General features: G+C 54.5%; 20 protein-coding genes. 17 read left to right on the top strand and 3 right to left on the bottom strand.

Annotation, left to right across the window (positions count from 1 at the left end; translation table 11 throughout):
• Positions 1–2: 2 nt before the first annotated feature.
• From AFK67_RS17835 to AFK67_RS17790, 11 genes are all read left to right on the top strand, one after another.
• Positions 3–338 carry a gamma-glutamylcyclotransferase family protein gene (locus AFK67_RS17835; RefSeq protein WP_032967257.1) on the top strand — a complete coding sequence of 112 codons (336 nt, stop codon included), beginning with the start codon at positions 3–5 and terminating at the stop codon, positions 336–338.
• A gap of 425 nt (positions 339–763) precedes the next feature.
• Complete coding sequence (locus tag AFK67_RS17830) at positions 764–1297, top strand: fimbrial protein (protein WP_007722681.1); 534 nt, start codon at positions 764–766, stop codon at positions 1295–1297.
• Between the two features lie 69 nt (positions 1298–1366).
• Entirely contained in the window at positions 1367–1930 is a 564-nt protein-coding gene (locus AFK67_RS17825; RefSeq protein WP_235047944.1) for a fimbrial protein, read from the top strand.
• Positions 1931–1992: 62 nt separating this feature from the next.
• Positions 1993–4503: an outer membrane usher protein gene (locus tag AFK67_RS17820; RefSeq protein ID WP_148563374.1), complete on the top strand. Its 2511-nt coding sequence runs from the start codon at positions 1993–1995 to the stop codon at positions 4501–4503.
• Positions 4504–4543: 40 nt separating this feature from the next.
• Entirely contained in the window at positions 4544–5302 is a 759-nt protein-coding gene (locus tag AFK67_RS17815) for a fimbria/pilus periplasmic chaperone (protein ID WP_007722691.1), read from the top strand.
• A gap of 22 nt (positions 5303–5324) precedes the next feature.
• Positions 5325–5897, top strand: coding sequence for a fimbrial protein (locus tag AFK67_RS17810; protein ID WP_007678711.1), 573 nt, complete (start codon positions 5325–5327; stop codon positions 5895–5897).
• 15 nt (positions 5898–5912) lie between these two features.
• Positions 5913–6467 carry a fimbrial protein gene (locus tag AFK67_RS17805; RefSeq protein WP_007678707.1) on the top strand — a complete coding sequence of 185 codons (555 nt, stop codon included), beginning with the start codon at positions 5913–5915 and terminating at the stop codon, positions 6465–6467.
• 11 nt (positions 6468–6478) lie between these two features.
• On the top strand, positions 6479–6991 hold the full coding sequence (locus AFK67_RS17800; protein WP_007722694.1) for a fimbrial protein: 513 nt from the start codon (positions 6479–6481) through the stop codon (positions 6989–6991).
• Between the two features lie 7 nt (positions 6992–6998).
• Positions 6999–7544, top strand: coding sequence for a fimbrial protein (locus AFK67_RS17795; protein ID WP_235047943.1), 546 nt, complete (start codon positions 6999–7001; stop codon positions 7542–7544).
• Between the two features lie 143 nt (positions 7545–7687).
• Positions 7688–8608: a fimbrial protein gene (locus AFK67_RS22270; RefSeq protein WP_071602775.1), complete on the top strand. Its 921-nt coding sequence runs from the start codon at positions 7688–7690 to the stop codon at positions 8606–8608.
• 47 nt (positions 8609–8655) lie between these two features.
• On the top strand, positions 8656–10329 hold the full coding sequence (locus AFK67_RS17790; RefSeq protein ID WP_235508997.1) for a PglL family O-oligosaccharyltransferase: 1674 nt from the start codon (positions 8656–8658) through the stop codon (positions 10327–10329).
• A gap of 90 nt (positions 10330–10419) precedes the next feature.
• On the opposite strand, the gene ppa is transcribed toward AFK67_RS17790, so the two are convergent.
• Together ppa and AFK67_RS23545 are read right to left on the bottom strand one after the other, a co-directional pair.
• Positions 10420–10947 (bottom strand): inorganic diphosphatase, encoded by a 528-nt coding sequence (gene ppa, locus AFK67_RS17785; protein WP_007722707.1) that lies wholly within the window; start codon positions 10945–10947, stop codon positions 10420–10422.
• Positions 10948–11145: 198 nt separating this feature from the next.
• Entirely contained in the window at positions 11146–11271 is a 126-nt protein-coding gene (locus AFK67_RS23545) for a hypothetical protein (protein ID WP_007722713.1), read from the bottom strand.
• Between the two features lie 76 nt (positions 11272–11347).
• Between AFK67_RS23545 and ytfQ the strand changes: the two genes are divergently transcribed.
• The 5 genes from ytfQ (at position 11348) to AFK67_RS17760 (ending at position 17682) form a co-directional block, all read left to right on the top strand.
• Positions 11348–12304 (top strand): galactofuranose ABC transporter, galactofuranose-binding protein YtfQ, encoded by a 957-nt coding sequence (ytfQ, locus tag AFK67_RS17780; RefSeq protein WP_007722716.1) that lies wholly within the window; start codon positions 11348–11350, stop codon positions 12302–12304.
• 189 nt (positions 12305–12493) lie between these two features.
• Positions 12494–13996: a galactofuranose ABC transporter, ATP-binding protein YtfR gene (gene ytfR / locus AFK67_RS17775; protein WP_007722719.1), complete on the top strand. Its 1503-nt coding sequence runs from the start codon at positions 12494–12496 to the stop codon at positions 13994–13996.
• A 10-nt stretch (positions 13997–14006) separates the two neighbouring features.
• Positions 14007–15032, top strand: coding sequence for a galactofuranose ABC transporter, ATP-binding protein YtfT (gene ytfT / locus AFK67_RS17770; RefSeq protein ID WP_085958832.1), 1026 nt, complete (start codon positions 14007–14009; stop codon positions 15030–15032).
• Positions 15019–16008, top strand: coding sequence for a galactofuranose ABC transporter, permease protein YjfF (gene yjfF / locus AFK67_RS17765; RefSeq protein ID WP_007722734.1), 990 nt, complete (start codon positions 15019–15021; stop codon positions 16006–16008). The genes ytfT and yjfF overlap by 14 nt, the downstream gene beginning before the upstream one ends.
• A 108-nt stretch (positions 16009–16116) precedes the next feature.
• A complete protein-coding gene (locus AFK67_RS17760) occupies positions 16117–17682 on the top strand; it encodes a methyl-accepting chemotaxis protein (RefSeq protein WP_038884596.1) in 1566 nt (521 codons plus the stop codon).
• 210 nt (positions 17683–17892) lie between these two features.
• On the opposite strand, the gene fbp is transcribed toward AFK67_RS17760, so the two are convergent.
• Positions 17893–18891 carry a class 1 fructose-bisphosphatase gene (fbp, locus tag AFK67_RS17755; protein ID WP_007722744.1) on the bottom strand — a complete coding sequence of 333 codons (999 nt, stop codon included), beginning with the start codon at positions 18889–18891 and terminating at the stop codon, positions 17893–17895.
• 175 nt (positions 18892–19066) lie between these two features.
• On the opposite strand from fbp, the gene mpl reads away from it, so the two are divergent.
• The gene (gene mpl / locus AFK67_RS17750) at positions 19067–20446 is read left to right on the top strand and encodes a UDP-N-acetylmuramate:L-alanyl-gamma-D-glutamyl-meso-diaminopimelate ligase (protein WP_007722746.1); all 1380 of its coding nucleotides are present in this window, start codon (positions 19067–19069) and stop codon (positions 20444–20446) included.
• Positions 20447–20496: the final 50 nt, after the last annotated feature.

Genomic DNA, 20496 nt, shown 5'->3' with positions numbered 1-20496 from the left:
CAATGCGAATATTTGTCTACGGCAGTTTACGACGCAAACAAGGCAACAGCCACTGGATGACCAACGCCCAGTGGCTGGGTGATTACGACATCGAAAACTTCCAGCTCTTCAGCCTGGGTCACTATCCGGGCGCTGTGCCGGGAGAAGGCCTGGTCGTGGGCGAAGTGTATCGTATCGACGCCACGACGCTTGCCGAGCTGGATGCGCTGCGCACCGCGCGCGGCGAGTATAAACGTCAGCTTATCCAGACGCCCTATGGCAGCGCCTGGATGTATGTGTATCAGCGTTCCACAGAAGGGCTTATCCGTATCGAGAGCGGTAACTGGCTCGACCGGTAATAGAAATACGTTTTGAAAACCACGCTCCGGCGTGGTTTTTTATTGCCTTGAGTTTCATTAAACCTGTTTTTTAATAAACGTCAATTGACACTTTTATAAGAAGCATGTTGCAAAACATGTCAATTGTGTCGTAAATAAATAGATATCTGGAGGTCCCCCTAATAAGGGGAATGAGGCTTGTTAATGGCTTTTAAGAAGTATTTTTCTTTTTAATTTTAAAGGGTTGACGCTTTTTTTAATTAATGAATTTATCTCTTCTTTTTTTAGAATTTATATTCCTTGATGTGGTCAGTTCTGAAACATAAAATTCTCCCGAATTCGCAGGATGGTAAATATAAAGTGCGCCATATATTCATATGGTGAATTTTATATAAGCCAAGTGGATCCTTTTTTAAGGAACTCTTTATTTTACTCAAGGAAAAAACATGAAATTCAGCAAAGTTTCTCTGGCTGCGGCTATGGGCCTGATCCTGGCAACCGGTATGGCTAACGCGAAAGATCAGGGCCACGGAAAAGTTACTTTTACGGGTTCTATCATTGATGCGCCGTGCTCCATTAACCCGGACAGCGTTGATCAGACCGTCAGCATGGGTCAGATTTCTAACGTTGCGCTGAAAGCAAATGGTAACACTGGTACTTCTGTACCGCGTAACTTCGAAATCAAGCTGGAAAACTGCGATGTTTCCACGCTGAAAACCGTGAAAACCACCTTTACCGGTGCTGAAGGCGCAACTGACGGTTCTCTGGGCATCACCGGTACGGCGAAAGGCGCCAGCCTGATCCTGACCAACGGTGACGGCGAGCAGATTAAACTGGGTGAAGCGTCTGACGCGCATCAACTGCAGGAAGGCAATAACACCCTGCTGTTCTCTGCTTACCTGCAGGGCGATGGTGCGTCTGCCACTGTAACCCCAGGTGATTTCACTGCTGTTGCTGACTTTACTCTTGCTTATCAGTAATACAGCTTTTTAGGCAGCATACGCCCGCTGCGGCGGGCGTATAATTTTTCGCTTTCAGAGATGGAGCTCATGACAAGACTTACGCATTGTGCGATAGCGCTAACAATGGTGTTAGCGAGCGGAGCCGTGCGGGCATCACTGCAGAATGCCAACCCTGCATCAGAATTTGATCTCGGATTGACAGGGCGGGTCAGTATGCAAGGCGCGATTGTTTCAAAAGCCTGCGATATCGCGATGGAAAGTCGTTATCAGTCCATCAAAATGCCTGACGATACGGTAGGTATTATGAAACGTACCGGAGAAGGAATAACAAAACCCTTTTCCATACATCTGGTTAATTGCACCTTTGATAATGGTGATCCTGACAGTGCGCCGTGGCATTTTTTACAAGTCACGTTCGATGGAGCAAATGATGAAGGGTTATTTGCAGTTACCGGTGAAGCACAAGGCGTAGCGCTTGAGATTGCCAGTAAAAATGGCGAACAGATATACCCGGGCAAACCCCAATCTTATACAGAAATATCCACGGACGATATTCGACTGGATTACACGTTACGTTTGAAAGCTAATCATGAGGATTTGCGTCCTGGTGGTTATTCTTCAGTAATCAAATACCGCATTGATTATTTTTGAATATTGCTTTTTCCAAATAATTTTTCGATGAAAGAGATTGCCCGTAAACAGGCAAAAGGGATATGGCCAGACTACATAACAAACAAGCCACCATGTCGAAACTGGTGATGCCATCAGCATTGGCTTTATGCATCTGCGCGTGTTTACGGACTCCCGCGATGGCGGCGGATGATATCCAGTTTAATACTGATGTATTAGACGTAAAAGATAAGCAAAATATCGATCTGAGTCGCTTCTCAAAGCGCGGCTATATTATGCCGGGCACTTACGATTTTAAAATAAAAATAAATCAAAACGAACTGGAAGAACAATCGGTCAATGTGTTTGCTGCCGAAAATGATAAAAGCCAGTCGATAGTTTGTTTTACGCCGGAGCAGGTAAAAAAATTCGGTTTTAAAGAAAAATTTTTGCCGCAGTTTAAAAGCTGGCATAACGGCGAGTGTATAGACGTGACGGCGTTGAACGGTGTGGAAGTCACGCCGGATCTCGGCAGCAACACGCTCACGTTAAACGTGCCGCAGGCATACCTGGAATATACGTCAGACGACTGGGTGCCGCCGTCCATGTGGGATGACGGTATACCGGGTGTGCTGGCGGATTACAACGTCAACGCACAAGCACGTCATAACGAAGGACGTCATGGCGGTGACGATAATTCGGTTTCCGGTAATGGTACGGTCGGTTTTAACGCGGGTCCATGGCGCGCGCGCGCGGACTGGCAAGCCAATTATGATAATCATGATGAGAATAGCGGTGGCCAGAAAAAGTGGACATGGAGCCGCTTTCAGATGTATCGCGCGCTGCCAAAAATGGGCGCGAAGCTGACTGTCGGCGAAGACTACATGAATTCCGACATGTTCGACAGCGTGCGCTTCACCGGGGCAAGCCTGGTGTCGGACGATAATATGCTGCCACCAAACCTGCGTGGTTATGCGCCGCAGGTCACGGGTGTTGCGAAAACTAACGCCAAAGTGACGATTTCGCAGCAGGGCCGCGTGGTTTATGAAACACAGGTCGCGGCGGGGCCGTTTGCGATTCAGGATTTGAATAACTCAGTATCTGGCGCACTGGATGTACGCATTCAGGAACAGGATGGTTCGGTGCAGGAATATAAGGTGAATACCGCTTCGATCCCTTACCTGACGCGCCCGGGTAGCGTGCGTTACAAAATGTATGCCGGTCGACCAAGCACGTACGATCACAAAAGCGAAGGCAACGGTTTTGGTTCTGGTGAATTTTCCTGGGGGATCAGTAACGGCTGGTCTCTCTATGGTGGTCTGGTGGCGAGCCGTAATTATCTCGCAACGGCGTTGGGTGTAGGTCGTGACCTTATGGCGCTGGGCGCGCTGGCATTCGACATCACTCGTTCCAGCGCGACGCTAAATAATGGCGACGATCGTCATGGCCAGTCTTACCGCGTGAGTTATTCGAAACGGTTCGATGAAACCGGAAGCCAGGTGACGTTCGCAGGCTATCGATTCTCTGAAAAAGACTTTATGAGCTTTAACGATTATCTGAATCACAGCGCAGATAACGGCGATTTTATGCAAAGTAAGGAGATGTATACCGTCACCTTCAACCAGCAGTTTGAAAGTCTGGGGCTGAGCGCGTACCTGAACTATTCGCATCAGACCTACTGGAATAATCCGGCTGAAGATCGCTACAGCCTGTCGCTGTCCCGGTATTTTGACATCGGTAAATGGAAAAACATTAGCGCGTCACTGACGGCGTACCGTAACAAATTTAATGGTGAGAAAGACGATGGAATGTATATGTCGCTTTCTGTACCGATGGGCGATTCCGGCACGCTTGGGCTCAACTCGTCATACAGCGCTGATGCCAATAGCCATAACCTGAGCTACTACAACCGTCTCGACAATGGTGACAACTATCGCCTTGCCGCTGGCGGCAGCAATGACGGCGGAAATCTGAGCGGCTATTACGATCATCTGGGCAATTTGGCAGAAGTGAGCGGGAATGTTGACTATCAGCACAGCCAGTACAGCTCGGCAGGTCTGTCGCTGCGTGGTGGCATGACGGCAACAGCCAAAGGCGCGGCGTTACATCGCTCCAATGTGATGGGGGGTACACGCGTTCTGCTGGATACCGGCGATGCGGCGGACATTCCAGTACAAGGCTATGCCGGTGCAACCACGACCAACCATTTTGGTAAAGCCGTGGTGACAGATGTCAGTAATTACAGCAAAAACAGCCTGAGTATTGATATCAACCGACTGCCGGAGAATGCCGAGGCGTCTGCCTCTGTCGTGCAGGCGACGCTGACCGAAGGGGCGATTGGGTATCGTAAATTTAACGTTATTTCCGGGCTTAAGGCGATGGCCATACTTCGTCTGGCAGACGGTACCTTCCCGCCATTTGGTGCCAGCGTGCGTAACGAGGAAAACCAGGAGGTGGGCATCGTCAACGACGATGGCCAGGCGTACCTGAGCGGCCTTAAGCCGGGCCACAAATTACAGGTTAGCTGGAACGGTGAAACGCAATGCGCGGTCACGGTGCCGGAAAATCTGCAAGGAACGAGCGAGAACGGAAATCTGCTACTGCCGTGCCGTTAAGGCACGGTGAGAATTGATTAACTAAACCAGGTCTTTGAACATGTTAACGATGAATAAAACGGTTTTCGCTGCCGCGCTAACGCTTACCAGCATAATAGCTTCCCAACAGGCATTTGCGGCAATCGCGCTTGATCGCACCCGCGTGGTCTATAACGGCGATGAGAAATCTATCAGCCTGACCATCAGCAACGAAAACAAACATTTGCCTTATCTTGCGCAGGCGTGGATTGAAGATGCGCAGGGCAACAAAATTACTGCGCCGCTGAATGTCTTGCCGCCAGTGCAACGCGTTGAGGCGGGGGCGAAAAGTCAGGTGAAAGTGCAGGCTTCTGCTGCAACAGCCTCTTTGCCGCAGGACCGTGAAACCTTGTTCTATTTTAACCTGCGCGAAATTCCGCCGCGCAGCAATAAACCGAACACACTGCAAATTGCATTGCAGACGCGTATCAAATTGTTTTACCGACCTGCTGCCATTGCGCTTGATAAAACCCAGGCAGCGGAAGGCGACTGGGCGGAAAAAATCACCCTGACGCGCCAGGGGGATAAATATTTGGTGAATAATCCGACGCCCTATTTCATGACCATTGTTGAAGGCACGGCAGGTGTAAAAGGGAAACCGGTAAACTTTGAACCGCTCATGGTGGGTCCGAAATCCAGCGCGGCGATTGAAGCATCAGCATCTGCATTTGGCACGAGTCCAGTACTGTCATATGTGAATGATTACGGCGGTCGCCCTCATATTCAATTCAGCTGCAACGGGGCGACTTGCACAGCGAAGTTGCTGAAAGAGAAACGTTAAGCAACAACGTTAAGGAACCGGTATGAAAAGGATAACCACAATATTGACGTTCTGCGCAGCTTTATCAATTCTGCCGCCTGCGGTTGCAGATGAGTCGATAGTCAATGGCGGCGAAATTTACGCTTATGGTGTACTGCGCGAAAATACGTGTCGTCTGGATATGGATTCCGCCTGGCAGGATGTCGATCTCGGCGATACGGCGCGAGCAGACGTCAATATCATTGGCAGAATGGCGAAGCCGGTCACCGTTAAGCTTTATTTGCATGACTGCCCGGAAATTATGACGCGAAGCACCAACATTACGCCGTTGACGCACACAAGAAGTGCACAACAGCCCGGTTACCAGGCGCGCTTTATTGCCCGCGCTGATAACAGTAATCCTGAGCTGATTAGTGTAACTGGCGCATCGGGTATTGGTTTGCGGTTAAAAGACAGTCGAGGACAGACGGTAAAATTATCGCGCGTCAGCGATACCTTGTTGCTTAATCCCGGCCAGGACGAGATGGTTTTTACGCTGATACCGGAACGCACTGCGGCTCCGTTCATCGCCGGGCCGTACCATGCGGTAATTAACTTTAGCCTGATCTACCAATAGGAGCGGGCGAAGAAGATGGTAGCAAAACTCAACATACAGGCGCTTTACCTGATGACCTCGGTGCTATTAGTGGGTCTGAATCCTGCGGCCCAGGCTAATACTGGCTCGCAATATTCAATGAATATTGCGATTGACGGCACGATCATGGCAAACGGCTCTTGCAAATTTAACCAGGGTGGCACCCTGACTGTGGATTTTGGTGAAGTTCGGCTGCAGGGAAGCGCAAATGACACTGTGATTCTGGATGGCACTTACCGCAAGCCCATCGTCAGCGACTTTACATGTAGCGGTGACAGTGCCGGGTTGCTCCAGATGAAGCTCAGCAATACCGGTGGCGGCGAAAAAATCTATAACGGCGTTCAGGTTTTGGATACCGATAAAGGGATAGTCGGCGTTGAACTGCTGGTCAACGGCGTTGCGCAAAGTACGGGAAGTTGGTTCACCGTAAATCAGGACAGTCCGCCATCGCTGGAGGCCCAACTAGTCCAGACCAGCACAACGAACAGCAGCAATGTGGTCAGTGGTGATACGTTCACCGCAGCCGCGACGCTAGTGATGGCTTTTAACTAAGGTTACAGGATATGAAAAGCAAAAAAGCAGTAGCGCTTTCCGCCCTGGGGCTGATGTTACTCGCAATAGTATCGACGGGAAGAGCCGAGCAGACAGGCGACACGATGAATATTACTTTTCAGGGGAAATTTATTATTTCTACCCCCTGTACGGTGTCGAATGACAAAGTGATTGATGTCACTTTTGGCAATATCAGTGTAAATGGTGTCGACGGTAAGGCTAATAGCCAGATCATACCTTACAGTGTTGACTGCCACGGCGCGCCGGATGATTCTCCGCTGGATCTTACCATTAAAGGCACCGCAGAAAGCTATGACGATGCGGCGTTAACCACCTCAGCAGATGGCCTTGGGTTGCAAATTCAGGCTAACGGTCAGACGATGAAGCTCAACAAACCGTTCAGTACCACGCTTGGGGCATTGCCTTCGCTGACCCTGACCGCAGTGCCGGTAAAAGACCCGTTAAAGACGTTAACCGAACAGCCTTTTAACGCCACCGCAACGCTGATCGCGCAGTACCAGTGAGGACGACATGAAGAGATCATTTTGTGCAGGTGTGCCCCTTTGCGCGCTCAGTTTGGCGCTGCTTGCTGCTATTAACGTTAACGAGGCTCGGGCACTGGATAACAACCTGCATTTCAGTGGCTCTCTGGTCAGTGAACCCTGCAATCTGGACCCGCAGACCAGTGATATCACCGTAGATTTTAGTTCTGTAGTGGAAAAATACCTGTATCAGAACGCCCGCACCCAGGGGGTGCCGTTTGTGGTGAACCTGACGGACTGCGATATCAGCCTTGGAAACAAAGTGACGATGACCTTTAAAGGCACCGAAAACAGCGCGCTACCGGGGTTGTTGGCAGTCACGGGGACTGCGACGGGAATCGCAATTGGTATGGAAACGCCGGAGGGCACGGCGCTGCCGTTTAATCAGCCTACGCCGGAATATGCGATAGCCACCGGCAACAACCAAATTACGTTGCAGGCCTATGTGCAGGGCGAGCCAGTAGCAATCGCCCAGAAAACTATTACGCCTGGAGATTTTTCGGCGACGGCGACGTTTGAGTTGGCGTATCCATAATATCGCTCATAGCAGCAGTGATCGTTTATAGAAAATATAAAACTTTATTGCCGCGGTTATATTTATTGCCATTATGGATGTTATCTTTATTTTCAATTTCATGCGGTTTTATATGACGCTTGAAAAGTTTTTTTGAGGTGTCTATGTATTTCAGGTATATGCTAAAGCCAATCATTAAAATATTTTTGATGGCTGTTCTTTTTTCAATTAGTATTCAGGTTTCATGGGCCCAGGTTCGTGGCATACCGCAACTGGATTATGATTATGATCAAAAACCTGCGGCATGTATTACTGAAGGGCAGGAGCAAGTTGACGGACCTAAGGGGCCATTATTGATACCAGGCAACTGTAGCTATAATATGTCCGGCTACGTGCCTAGTGGATACTATTCCTTATATGTTATGGATGGCGTAACTCATAGCTTTCGTTCTCTTTATAGTAACTCTGTATATATTGATTCAACAACGAATTTAGGAGCGACTGATATTGTCTTTTCCATAAGTTCGGCGAAATGGTTACGCACAGACGCCTGGTATTCATTATGCATTGCTATGATAAAGGATGGTGATAGTAGTAAGGGGGTTCCTGTTGTATCAACGGCGGGTTATGGTAATTGCGGAGGTCGTCTCCCGTCACCTTCGCCAACGCCGCCAGTCCCAGATACATCCTGTACTATCAATAACAGTAATGCGTTAAGCGTCTCTCTTGGAACGTTAAACCGCGATGAAATCCCTACGGTACCTGACTCAGGTTCAGCCATCAGTAAAACGATTTCAGTCGTCTGTACTGGTGGAGCCCTGACGGCCAAAATGCAACTGAACTATACGCCGGTTTCTATTGGTAGCGGTCAGGCGGTAAAAAGCTCAGCCAATGGCGTTGGGGCAGCGATATTTTACAATAATAAACTGCTTGCACCTACGGACGTTACAGCGGTGAATTTTTTAGAGGGCTCGAATACCCTGACGTTAGGTTTCCAGGCCGTGCGTGATGCTACTGTGGCATTAAAAGATATTCCTACCGGTGCTTTTACAGCGAGTGCGGTATTAGTAATGACTCAGCAGTAATCACTCCCTTTATATACATTAACAGGACGGGATATTTCCCGTCCTGAATGTTGTCATCTATCGTTATGTTGCTACGCTATTTAAAAAAACGGTCCGCGAATAAGCTTGTCACTCTGTTCATTCTACTCTGGCTTTGCGGTGGGTTGCTCTGGATGCTACCCAACCACGGTCACGCCGGGTTAGCCCTGCCACAAAACCTTCTCGCCTGGTGCGTGTTGGCGCTGATTGCGCTGTGTTGCGCACTATTTTCCCCTCAATGGAAAGTGGCCTGGCCACCTGGCACATACCTAATACTTGCGGGTACTGCGCTGTGGTCACTGCCGTTGTTCTGGTCTCCTCGTGTCGCCTGGCAGTGGAATGCGCTGCCCAAAGTACTGGCATTTTGGGGGCTGGTCGGTATCTGGTTGCTGATGCTGAAATCGACCCGCTGCCACCTGATGCGTCGTGGGTGGCTGTTGATTATGGTGATATCCGCGCTGCTCCAGGTCGGTTTTGGGGTAGTTCAACTCAGCGATATTGCGCATCTGACCGGGGGCCGCCCCTATGGTAGCTTCCAGCAGGTCAACGTGCTGGCCTCGTTTCTGGCAACCGGAATGATCTGTGCCTTGTGGCTATTTCTGGGCGCCCGTGAGCGATTACCTGCATATATATCCGCCACCGCGCTGGTGGTGATTCCGGTCATGCTGGTGTTATTACAAAGCCGCGCGGGAGGACTCGGAGCGGTTTCAGGCGCTCTGGTTCTGTTGCTGGCGGCAGGCAAAAACCGACGTCGTACTGGATATGCGGTACTGCTACTCATGATGGGCGCTGGCGTGGGTGTGCTCACGTTGTACGTCGGGCCGCTGCTGATCTCTGGCTTCATACCTGAGCTGGTGCAAAAGGAGAGCTCTAATGTTCAGCGCTGGTATTTGATCACACTGACATGGCAACTGCTTCTGAATCATCCACTCATCGGCAACGGCTACGGCAGTTTTGAAACACTGTTTGGGCAAATGGTGCAGCAGGTGCCACTGGGTATGGGCAGCGCCACGATCGAGTATCCGCACAATGAGTTTCTCTATACCTGGATGGAAGGTGGGCTGGTCGCTGTAGCAGGTATTGCGCTAATGATTATCGGCATTCTCAGACGGCTGTGGGGAAAAGGTGGTTGTCGCTGGCCAGGCCTTGCTGTGATGCTACCGCTGGCGTTACATATGAACCTGGAATATCCCCTTTATCAATCGGTGACGCATGGCATGACGCTGGTGATGCTACTGACCATAACCGGCCCGGCGGCGAGAAAGACCGCTACTCTTTATGGCCGTCTTGAGAAGCCGCTGCGTATCGGCGTGGGCCTGCTGGCATGCAGCGTACTGGCGTTTATGATTTCTGGTGTGGTGACGGAAGTGCAGTTAACCCGTATTGAGCAACAGGGGCTGGTACCTTTTGTATATAATGAACAGGCTGTGATTGAATCATTAGCCAACTCATACAGTCAGTATGATCGCCTCGATTTTGACCGTCATGTTGCGTTACTGCTTCGCTTTAATATTACGAGGGATGCCGCGTTGCTTACCCGCTTCCGCGCATGGGCAGAACACTATTTAACCGTGCATAACGACCCTGCTGTCTACACAAGTTTGCTTATGATCTATCGTTCGCAAGGCGAACCTCTGGCGCAGTCGTTATGCGTTAAGGCAAAAGCTATGTGGCCTGACGATCCGCGGTTTGATTGCTTTTGACGCTGATGCTGTCGTACGTTGCTAAAAAGCCGTGTGCAACCGTTCAAATAAAAACACCGCCCGGAGGCGGTGTTTTTCATTCGCGGCGAATTACTTCTTCGCGCGTTCGAAAGAGGCGCGGATCTCTTCTTTAGCGGCTTCGGCGTTTTCCCAGCCTTCCACTTTGACCCACTTGCCTTTTTCCAGATCTTTGTAGTGTTCAAAGAAGTGGGTGATCTGCGCTTTCAGCAGTTCCGGCAGATCGTTCACGTCTTTGATGTGATCGTATTCTTTAGAGAGTTTGGTGTGCGGAACCGCAACCAGTTTGGCGTCTTCGCCAGACTCGTCGGTCATTTTCAGCACGCCGACCGGACGGCAGCGGATCACAGAGCCCGGCTGCAGCGGGTACGGCGTCGGGACCAGCACGTCAACCGGGTCGCCATCCAGAGACAGGGTGTGGTTGATGTAGCCGTAGTTGCACGGGTAGAACATGGCGGTGGACATGAAACGGTCAACGAACAGCGCGCCGCTGTCTTTATCCACTTCGTATTTGATCGGGTCTGCGTTAGCCGGAATTTCGATAATAACGTAGATGTCTTCCGGCAGATCTTTGCCCGCAGGTACGTTCAGTAAGCTCATGTCTGTTTCCTTAAAAATGTATGGCAAACAAGTGCCCGGTATTATAGCCAACTGCAATGGAAAGTCGTGGACTCTTTTCTTTCGCCCGCGCGCCTGGTGGCGCTTTCAGCGTTTTCCCATAACAAAATAATCCATAAAGCCAGCTGCATCCTCAATAAATTACTGAAACCGTTTACAAAGCGTCGCTGACGGGCGTTTTTACGCTAAAAATTTTTGCCCGATGCCGTGCTGGTGCCTGCCGCGTCGTATCCCGGCTGGCGTGACATCGCGGGCATCCTGATTTTTAACTTTTTCGTTACTTTTTTGAATTGTGATGTAACGCATTCAGTTACATCCACGCTTGTCTATAGTTTCGCCACAGGTGGACCTTACCCAACAATAACCCTACGAGGATACCTTTATGTGGAAGCGCTTACTTGTTGTCACAGCAGTTTCGGCAGCCATGTCGTCTATGGCATTCGCTGCCCCTTTAACCGTGGGATTTTCTCAGGTTGGTTCTGAATCGGGCTGGCGCGCGGCGGAAACCAGCGTTGCGAAAAGCGAGGCGCAAAAGCGCGGCATTACGCTAAAAGTCGCCGATGGTCAGCAGAAACAAGAGAACCAGATTAAAGCCGTACGCTCGTTCATCGCCCAGGGCGTGGACGCGATCTTTATCGCGCCGGTGGTAGCGACCGGTTGGGAGCCGGTGCTGAAAGAGGCGAAAGACGCCGAGATCCCGGTGATGCTGCTGGACCGCTCCATTGATGTGAAAGACAAGTCGCTCTACATGACCACCGTCACCGCTGACAACGTGCTGGAAGGCAAGCTTATCGGCGAATGGCTGGTGAAAACCGTCGCGGGCAAACCATGTAACGTCGTCGAATTGCAAGGCACCGTCGGCGCGAGCGTGGCTATCGATCGTAAAAAAGGTTTCGCCGAGGCGATTTCAAAGGCTTCCAATATCAAGATCATCCGTTCGCAGTCCGGCGACTTTACCCGCTCTAAAGGGAAAGAAGTCATGGAAAGCTTTATCAAGGCCGAGAACAACGGCAAAAACATCTGCATGGTTTATGCCCATAACGACGACATGGCGATTGGCGCCATTCAGGCCATCAAAGAGGCCGGACTGAAGCCGGGCAAAGATATCCTGACGGGCTCCATCGACGGCGTACCGGATATTTTCAAAGCGATGGTGGACGGCGAGGCCAACGCGAGCGTGGAGCTGACCCCGAATATGGCGGGCCCGGCGTTTGACGCGCTGGAGAAATTCAAGAAAGACGGCACGCAGCCAGAGAAGCTGACCCTCACCAAATCGGTGCTCTATCTGCCGGATACCGCCAAAGAGATGTTAGAGAAGAAGAAAACGATGGGTTACTGACAGGCCGCGCGTGACAGGCTTCTGGCGAGGGGGCCGTGAGGGATTGCCCCTCACCCCGGCCCTCTCCCTGGAAGGGAAGGGGGAAACCCGCCGCCCCGCTCCACGACACGTAGCAATGTTCTGGAGCGGCGAAGCAAAGCGCACCCGCTATTCGGGCAACACGGCCCGAGGCCACAGGAGAGTCCGACAATGCATAACAATAACCACCAGGAAATCCTGCGAACGGAAGGCTTAAGCAAAACGTTTCCTGGCGTAAAGGCGCTCGACCATGTCGATTTCAGCCTGCGGCGCGGGGAAATCATGGCGCTGCTGGGGGAAAACGGCGCCGGTAAATCGACGCTCATTAAAGCGCTCACCGGCGTCTACCAGCCTGACGGCGGCACAATTTATCTCGGCGGCGAGGCGGTGCGCCCGCGCAACACCGCGCACGCGCAGCAGCTCGGTATCGGCACCGTGTACCAGGAGGTCAACCTGCTGCCTAACATGTCGGTGGCGGATAACCTGTTTATCGGCCGCGAGCCGCGCCGCTTCGGCCTGCTGCGCCGCAAAGAGATGGAGCAACGCGCCACTGCGCTACTCGAATCGTACGGTTTCCACCTCGACGTGCGCGAGCCGCTCAACCGCTTCTCGGTCGCGATGCAGCAGATCGTCGCAATCTGCCGCGCTATCGATCTCTCGGCGCGCGTATTGATCCTCGATGAACCCACCGCGAGCCTCGACGCCAAAGAGGTCGAAATGCTCTTTACCCTGATGCGCCAGCTGCGCGCGCAGGGCGTCAGCCTCGTGTTCGTCACCCATTTTCTCGATCAGGTCTATGAAGTGACCGATCGCATCACGGTACTGCGCAACGGCAAATTTGTCGGTACGCGGGAGACCGCCGAACTGCCGCAAATCGAGCTGGTGAAAATGATGCTCGGGCGTGAGCTTGAGAGTAACGCCCTTCAGCGTGCCGGGCGCACGCTACTTAGCGAAAAACCGGTCGCCGCGTTCCAGGATTACGGCAAAAAAGGCGTCATCGCGCCGTTTTCGCTGGAGGTCCGCCCCGGCGAAATCGTCGGCCTCGCGGGCCTGCTCGGCTCCGGGCGCACCGAAACCGCCGAAGTTATCTTCGGCATCCACCCGGCGGACAGCGGCACGGCGAGCGTCAAAGGCAAACCGGTCGCGCTGCGCTCGCCGCAGCAGGCCTCACGGCTGGGGATCGGCTTCTGCCCGGAAGACAGGAAAACCGACGGGATCATTGGGGCTGCGTCGGTGCGTGAAAACATCATTCTGGCGCTCCAGGCCCAGCGCGGCTGGCTGCGCCCGATCCCGCGGCGCGAACAGGATGAAATAGCCGCGCGCTTTATTCGCCAGCTCGGCATCCGCACGCCGGGGCCGGAACAGCCCATCGAGTTTCTCTCCGGCGGTAACCAGCAGAAAGTGTTGTTGTCGCGCTGGCTGCTGACAAAACCCCAGTTCCTGATCCTCGACGAGCCGACCCGCGGCATCGACGTCGGGGCGCATGCGGAGATTATCCGGCTTATCGAAACCCTCTGCGCCGATGGACTGGCGCTGCTGGTTATCTCGTCGGAACTCGAGGAACTGGTGGGCTACGCCGACCGGGTGATTATTCTGCGCGACCGTCAGCAGGTGGCTGAGATCCCGCTCGGCGAGCTCTCGGTCGGCGCCATTATGAATGCCATTGCGGCATAAGGAGCAACGCGTGATGTCTCGTTCATTACCGGAAACGGGAGCGCCGAAGCGCCGCTTACGCTTTCCGCCTGGCATGCCGCAAATCGCGGCGCTGCTGCTGGTGCTGCTGGTTGACGGCCTGGTGGCCGATCACTTCTTCCAGATAGTCCTGCAGGACGGGCGGCTCTTCGGCAGCCCTGTCGATATTCTCAACCGCGCCGCCCCCGTGGCGCTGCTCGCCATCGGGATGACGCTGGTGATAGCCACCGGCGGCATCGATCTTTCCGTCGGTGCCGTCATGGCGATTGCGGGCGCCACCGCCGCGACGCTCACCGTGGAAGGGCACAGCCTCGCGGTGGTAATCCTGGCGGCGCTTGGCGTCGGCGTGCTGGCAGGGCTCTGGAACGGCATCCTGGTCGCGGTGCTGAAAATCCAGCCCTTTGTGGCGACACTTATTCTGATGGTCGCCGGACGCGGCGTGGCGCAGCTCATTACCTCGGGGCAGATCGTCACCTTTGATTCGCCGGCGCTCGCCTGGCTTGGCAGCGGCTCGCTGCTGCTCTTCCCGACGCCGGTCATCATCGCGCTGGTGACGCTGCTGGCGTTCTGGCTCTTTACCCGCAAAACCGCGCTCGGGATGTTTATCGAAGCGGTGGGGATTAACATTCGCGCGGCGAAAAACGCGGGCGTCAGCACCCGGCTTATCGTCATGCTCACCTATATGCTGAGCGGGCTGTGTGCGGCTATAGCCGGGCTTATCGTCACGGCGGATATCCGCGGGGCGGACGCCAACAACGCCGGGCTGTGGCTGGAGCTCGACGCCATTCTGGCGGTGGTGATTGGCGGCGCATCGCTGATGGGTGGGCGCTTTAATCTCGCGCTGTCCGTTGTGGGCGCGCTGATTATTCAGGGGATGAATACCGGGATTTTGTTATCGGGCTTCCCGCCGGAGCTGAACCAGGTCGTGAAAGCCATCGTGGTGCTCTGCGTGCTGATTGTTCAGTCGCCGCGGTTTATTGGTCTGATTAAAGGAGTGCGCCGCCATGATAAAACGTAATCTGCCGCTCACCATTACGCTTGCGGTATTTGTACTCGGCTACCTCTACTGCCTGACGCAGTTTCCGGGGTTCGCCTCCACGCGCGTGATTTGCAACATTCTGACCGATAACGCCTTTCTCGGCATTATCGCCGTCGGCATGACGTTTGTGATCCTCTCCGGCGGTATCGATCTGTCGGTCGGCTCGGTGATCGCCTTTACCGGCGTGTTTCTCGCCAAAGCGATCGGCTTTTGGGGCATGTCGCCGCTGGTGGCGTTTCCGCTGATCCTGCTGATGGGTTGCGCGTTCGGCGCGCTGATGGGCTGGCTTATCGACGCGCTTAAAATTCCGGCGTTTATCATCACGCTGGCGGGCATGTTCTTTCTGCGCGGCGTCAGTTATCTGGTCTCGGAGGAGTCTATTCCGATTAACCATCCGATTTACGACACGCTCTCAAGTCTCGCCTGGAAAATCCCCGGCGGCGGACGGCTCAGCGCGATGGGACTGCTGATGCTCGGCGTGGTGGTTATCGGGATTTTTCTCGCGCACCGCACCCGCTTTGGCAACCAGGTGTACGCCATCGGCGGCAACGCCACGTCCGCAAACCTGATGGGCATCTCAACCCGCAGCGTCACGGTGCGCATCTATATGCTCTCAACCGGGCTTGCCACGCTCGCAGGCATCGTCTTCTCCGTGTACACCTCGGCGGGTTATGCGCTCGCGGGCGTGGGGGTTGAACTGGACGCCATCGCGTCAGTGGTGATTGGCGGCACGCTGCTCTCCGGCGGCGTCGGCACGGTGCTCGGCACGCTGTTTGGGGTGGCTATCCAGGGGCTGATTCAGACCTATATTAACTTCGACGGCACGTTAAGCTCCTGGTGGACCAAAATCGCCATCGGCCTGCTGCTGTTTATTTTTATCGCGCTGCAACGCGGGCTGACGGTGCTCTGGGAGAGCCGCCAGAGCGCCGAGGTAACGCGTGTGACGCCACACTAACTTTTCATATATAAGATATTGATCTGACTAAATTGTCTAAACTTTCCCCGGTCATTGCCGATAGTTTTTTACTCAATGGAATACGCTATCGCGATGACCGGGACCCATATGTTGAGAAATCTCTCTATCCGTACTGGGCTGCTGACGCTGTTGGCAGTCATGGCTTTTCTGCTTCTGCTCGTAAGCGCCATGGGCATCTATTCTCTGACGCAAAGTTCTGCCTCCTTACAGCGCATTAATGCGTTGCAGGGTGAGAAAATGATGCGTCTGAACGAAGGTTATACGCTGCTGTTGCGCGCGCGCAACGAGGCGGGGCAGGCGGTGCGCCTGATGGAAATCGGCATGGTCGATGACGCCGCCACCTCCATTAAAACCATCGCGGGCGAACTGGTGCGCGGCCAGCAACTGCTGAAAACGGTGCTGACCGGCGATGTCGATGACGAACAGGGCGCGCTGCTGTTAAGCAAACTCAATCAAAGCTTTAACGCGCTGAACAGTCAGGGGCTCGCGCCGATGATGGCCGCGCTCAATAAGCAGAGCCCGGATGATTATTACGATCTGCTCGGTAACGGTCTCATCCCGCTGACCCGCGCGTTTGATAACGACGTGCACGCGTTCCAGCGCTGGGGCGAGGCGCGCGGTAGCCGGGAAGTGGCAAGCGTGCTGACGCAAAAACAGGTGATGCTGGCGCTGATTGGGCTGGTTGCGCTGCTGACGGCCGCCATCATGACGCTGGTCTGGCTGGCGCTGCGTCATCTGCTGTTACGCCCGCTTGAACAGTCGGTGGAACAGCTGGAGCACGTGGCGGCGGGCGATTTAACGCGCGCGCTGACGGCGACCAGCAATAACGAGCTGGGGCGTCTTATCAGCGCTATCGAAACCATGCGTCTGTCGCTGGCGGAGTCGGTGATGCGCGTGCGTGACGCCAGCGCGCAGATAGACACCGGCAGCCGCGAGCTGGCGGCGGGCAACGTCGATCTGGCCCAGCGCACCGAATCCACCGCTACGTCGCTTGAGCAGACGGCGGCGAGCATGGAGCAGATCACCGCGACGGTGAAGCAAAACGCCGACAACGCCGGAATGGCGCATCAGCTGGCGAAGGCGGTTTCCGATACCGCCGATCGCGGCAGCGAGATGGTGTGTTATGTGATTGAAAAGATGCGTGATATTTCCGGGAGTTCCAACCGTATCGGCGACATTCTGAGCGTGATTGACGCCATCGCTTTCCAGACCAATATCCTCGCGCTGAACGCGGCGGTGGAAGCCGCGCGCGCGGGCGAGCAGGGGCGCGGGTTTGCGGTCGTGGCGGGCGAAGTGCGCACGCTCGCCAGCCGCAGCGCCGAGGCGGCGAAAGAGATCCGCACGCTTATCAGTAATTCCCAGAGTCAGGTGGGCGAGGGCAGCGAGCTGGCCCTGCAGGCCGGGGAGACGATGGATGAAATCGCCGAAGAAGTGTTGCGGATGACGAAGCTGGTGCGCGAGATTGCCGATGCGTCGCTGGAGCAGAGTCGCGGCATTGAACAGGTAAATATCGCGGTGAGCCAGATGGACGAAACCGCCCAGCAGAACGCCGCGCTGGTGCAGCAATCCTCCGCCGCGACCCGTTCGCTGGAAGAACAGGCCCAGCAACTGGTGGAGGCGATGGCGTCGTTCCGGTTGCAGACGGCCGGGTAACGGTTTACGGCTGACGGGTGGGCTCGCCGTGGCGGATGGTATGGGGTAGTGGTTGGTATGGGTTAGTGGTGCGCTGCGCTTACCCACCCTACAATCCACAATCTACCTTCGCGTGGAGCGGGTAAGCGCAGCGCACCCGCCGTTTTCCCCTCTCGCCGCCAATAAGAAAGGCAGCCGTGGCTGCCTTTATCTTTAACGTCCAACGCGCGCTTACGCGTCCGGGAACTCGCGGATAAACCGCTCGACGTCATTCACCATCTGCTCGGTGCCGACGAAGAACGGACGGCGCTGGTGCAGGCTGTCCGGCTTGATGTCCAGGATACGCTGCTTGCCGTCGCTCGCTTTACCGCCCGCCTGCTCGGCCAGGAACGCCATCGGGTTGCACTCATACAGCAGGCGCAGCTTGCCTTCCGGGTGGCTCGCGGTGCTCGGGTAAAGGTAAATGCCGCCTTTCAGCAGGTTACGGTGGAAATCGGCTACCAGCGAACCGATATAGCGCGAGGTATACGGGCGCTGCGTCGCTTTGTCCTCTTCCTGGCAATATTTAATGTACTTCTTCACGCCCGCCGGGAATTTAATGTAGTTCCCTTCGTTAATGGAGTACGTATTGCCGCTCTGCGGGAAGCGCATACGCTCCTGGCTCAGGCAGAACACGCCGAGCGACGGGTCGTAGGTAAACGCATGTACGCCGCAACCGGTGGTATAGACCAGCATCGTTGAGGAGCCGTAAACCACGTAACCCGCGGCGACCTGCTGGCTGCCAGGCTGCAGGAAATCTTCCATCGTGACCGGCGTGCCGACCGGCGTCACGCGGCGATAGATAGAGAAAATGGTGCCGACAGAAACGTTGACATCAATGTTGGAAGAGCCGTCCAGCGGGTCCATCAGCACGACATACTTCGCGTGTTCGCAGCCTTCGAAAACGACGATTTCGTCCTCTTCTTCAGAGGCGATGCCCGCGACGATATCGCGTGCCTTAAGCGCGGCTTTCAGCTTTTCATTGGCGAACAGATCGAGTTTTTGCTGCGTCTCGCCCTGCACGTTTTCGACGCCGCTGGCACCCAGGATATCGACCAGACCGGCCTTATTGATATCGCGGTGGATGATCTTCGCGCCAAGCTTTATTGCCGACAGCAGCGCCGTCAGTTCCCCGGTCGCGTGAGAAAATTCGTGCTGCTTTTCAACAATAAATTCACCTAACGTTTTCATAACACTTTCCCTGCATCCTGAAGTTGAGTAAAGCGATCGCAACAATCTTAACAAAGATTCAAATTGTAGCGCACAGGTGAATCGCGCCAGCAAAATGCGGATTATCCTGAAATGCATTTATTCGCCCCGCTTCATGCAGGTAGAATGTGCGTCAGTTTTTATAAGGACTGTACCTATGCGTATTCATATACTGGGAATTTGCGGCACATTTATGGGCGGCGTGGCGATGCTGGCGCGCTCGCTGGGTCATGAAGTGACAGGCTCGGACGCCAACGTCTATCCGCCGATGAGTACCCTGCTGGAAAAGCAAGGGATCGACTTAATTCAGGGCTATGACGCCTCGCAACTGGAGCCGCGACCGGATCTGGTGGTGATCGGCAACGCCATGACCCGCGGCAACCCGTGCGTCGAGGCGGTGCTGGAGCAGGGCATTCCTTATATGTCCGGCCCGCAATGGCTGCATGATTTCGTGCTGGGCGACCGCTGGGTCGTGGCGGTGGCGGGCACCCACGGCAAAACCACCACGGCGGGCATGGCGACCTGGATTCTGGAAGCCTGCGGTTATAAGCCTGGCTTCGTTATCGGTGGCGTGCCGGGCAATTTCGACGTCTCCGCACGCCTGGGCGAAAGCCCGTTTTTCGTTATCGAAGCGGACGAATATGACTGCGCGTTCTTTGATAAACGCTCCAAGTTTGTTCACTACGCGCCGCGCACGCTGGTGCTGAACAACCTCGAATTCGACCACGCCGATATCTTTGACGATCTCAAAGCCATACAGAAGCAGTTCCACCATCTGGTGCGCATCGTGCCAGGGCAAGGGAAAATCATCTGGCCGGAAAACGACGTCAACCTGAAACAGGTGATGGCGATGGGCTGCTGGAGCGAACAGGAGCAGCTCGGCGAGCAGGGCCGCTGGCAGGCGAAAAAACTCACCAACGACGCGTCGAAATGGGAAGTCTGGCTGGACGGCGAATGCGTGGGTCAGGTGGAGTGGCAGCTGGTGGGCGAGCACAACATGCATAATGGGCTGGCGGCCATCGCTGCGGCACGCCATGTCGGTGTGACGCCGGCTGACGCCGCGCAGGCGCTGGGCTCGTTTGTGAACGCGCGCCGCCGCCTTGAACTGCGCGGCGAGGCCAACGGCGTTACCGTGTATGACGATTTCGCGCATCACCCGACGGCTATCCTCGCGACGCTTGCTGCGCTGCGTGGCAAAGTGGGCGGCACCGCGCGCATCATCGCCGTGCTTGAGCCGCGCTCCAACACCATGAAAATGGGCGTCTGCAAAGACGATCTCGCGCCGTCCCTCGGTCGCGCTGATGAAGTGTTCCTGTTCCAGCCGCACCACATTCCGTGGCAGGTGGCGGAAGTGGCTGACGCCTGTATTCAGCCAGCCCACTGGAGCGCCGACATCGACACGCTGGTAGAGATGATTGTTAAAACCGCGCAGCCGGGCGACCACATTCTGGTCATGAGCAACGGCGGCTTCGGCGGCATTCATCAAAAACTGCTGGATGCGCTGTCGAAAAAAGCGGAACAGGCGCAGACGCACTGAGCCGTTTCCGCTGATAAAAAAAGCCTCCGCATGCGGAGGCTTTTTTACAG

Source organism: Cronobacter dublinensis subsp. dublinensis LMG 23823 (assembly GCF_001277235.1).
Taxonomy (GTDB): Bacteria; Pseudomonadota; Gammaproteobacteria; order Enterobacterales; family Enterobacteriaceae; genus Cronobacter; species Cronobacter dublinensis.
Note: the sequence above shows the minus strand (reverse complement) of the source record. Positions and strands in the feature narration are given on the sequence as shown.